Origin of the sequence: Shigella sp. FC1544 (assembly GCF_001722145.1) — a bacterium.
GTDB classification, from domain to species: Bacteria; Pseudomonadota; Gammaproteobacteria; order Enterobacterales; family Enterobacteriaceae; genus Escherichia; species Escherichia coli.
In genome coordinates, this window is the sequence record NZ_MECT01000292.1 from 1 (window position 1) to 1,479 (window position 1,479).

The following is a 1,479-nucleotide window of genomic DNA, read 5'->3' on the forward strand; positions in this document are numbered from 1 at the left end:
TTGTTCCATGTGAGCGCGACACGGTCCTCACAGCTCTCAGTGGCATCAGCAGCAACAGCGAAAGACTGCTGTCGAAGCTCCGCAGAGGCACTGAGTTTTTCCAGCCATGCAGCGACCTGTTCACGGAATCCGGAGGTATTGCGTGCAGAGACGGTATCGGAAAGGCGGTCAAGGAACGCGGAAAAGGTGTTGGCGTGCTCTTCATGTTCAAAAGCATGCCATATCTGTGATACATCAGATTGTTTGTTTTCCGGGAACCATGCTGTCACGGCATCAGCCAGGGGGCGATGGAGTGTATTCTGTTGTCCGTCACTCATGGAGAAGTAAATCCGTGGGCCGTGGTAGTCCGGTTGGGCGGTTTGTTGTAACAAAGTTTGCATTATTCTGGGAGATAGTTGATTTTCTCTAAGATTGACAACGCTATCAGAACTGAGGCCAAGTATGCTTTCCGGAATTGCCGTGATCCGGTTCTGATTAAGCCAGAATATTCTTATAATATGATCATCTCTTTCTGGAAAATCTGGTATTACTTCCAAAGCATTTCTGGCTGCATCAAGTAATTCCAATGACATTGGTAACCTCGGAAGTACAGACAGGTGATTGTCACTTACATTAATATATTCTAGTGACGCAGGTAATTCAGGAAGTGCGAACAAATGGTTATCACTCACATTTATATATTCCAGCGACACTGGTAATTCAGGAAGTGCAGATAATTGATTACTGCTTGCATTCAGCTCTTTCAATGCCCTTGGTAGCTCGGGGAGCATTGATAGTTGGTTATTGCTTACATTAATATCATTAAGATTGTCAGGCAATCGTGGTAGAGATCTGAGACCTAAACAAGATAAGTCCAACGATGTTTCACTGTTCTCCAGACATAATTGGAGCCGGGTAAAAGCAGTTTCCCTGTTTTCTCCGGAAATGCTGTTTTTAGTCCATTCAACCCATTCGGAGAGATAATTATTGTGAACATTGTCGATTGATGTAGTTCTGTAAAAAGAGACGTTTCCAGTGGATAGAGGGGGATTATTTACAGGAAGCATAATAACCTCGCAGAAGGATATCCTGATAAAATGTGATACTGGGAAATAATAAGCTAAAATAAAATGTTTCAGGATTGAAATTTATTGTTTTGATTTTAAGGAAGTGATGTTGATTTAACTGTAAAAAAACGATACTATTTTCTTAGATGGTAAATGTCTCGCCTGTGCTATATTTTGTTTTTCGGTTAGTTAAATATCGTACGTTCATATTTGGGTAATGCTGCCAACTTACTGATTTAGTGTATGATGGTGATTTTAAGGTGCTTGCGTGGCTTCCATTTCCATCAGATGTCCTTCCTGCTCCGCTACTGAAGGCGTGGTGCGTAACGGCAAAAGCACTGCCGGACATCAGCGCTATCTCTGCTCTCATTGCCGTAAAACATGGCAACTACAGTTCACTTACACCGCCTCTCAGCCCGGTACGCACCAGAAA

General features: G+C 42.9%; 1 protein-coding gene and 2 pseudogenes. 1 reads left to right on the forward strand and 2 read right to left on the reverse strand.

The features are described from left to right. Together BGK49_RS14485 and BGK49_RS31700 are read right to left on the reverse strand one after the other, a co-directional pair. Positions 1 to 950 (reverse strand): annotated as a pseudogene (locus BGK49_RS14485) (NEL-type E3 ubiquitin ligase domain-containing protein); the annotation flags it as partial. Continuing rightward, positions 951 to 1,046: pseudogene (locus tag BGK49_RS31700) on the reverse strand (hypothetical protein); the annotation flags it as partial. A 268-nt stretch (positions 1,047 to 1,314) separates the two neighbouring features. On the opposite strand from BGK49_RS31700, the gene BGK49_RS27300 reads away from it, so the two are divergent. Next, a partial coding sequence (locus tag BGK49_RS27300) for an IS1 family transposase (RefSeq protein ID WP_047664789.1) occupies positions 1,315 to 1,479 on the forward strand: 165 nt, incomplete at its 3' end.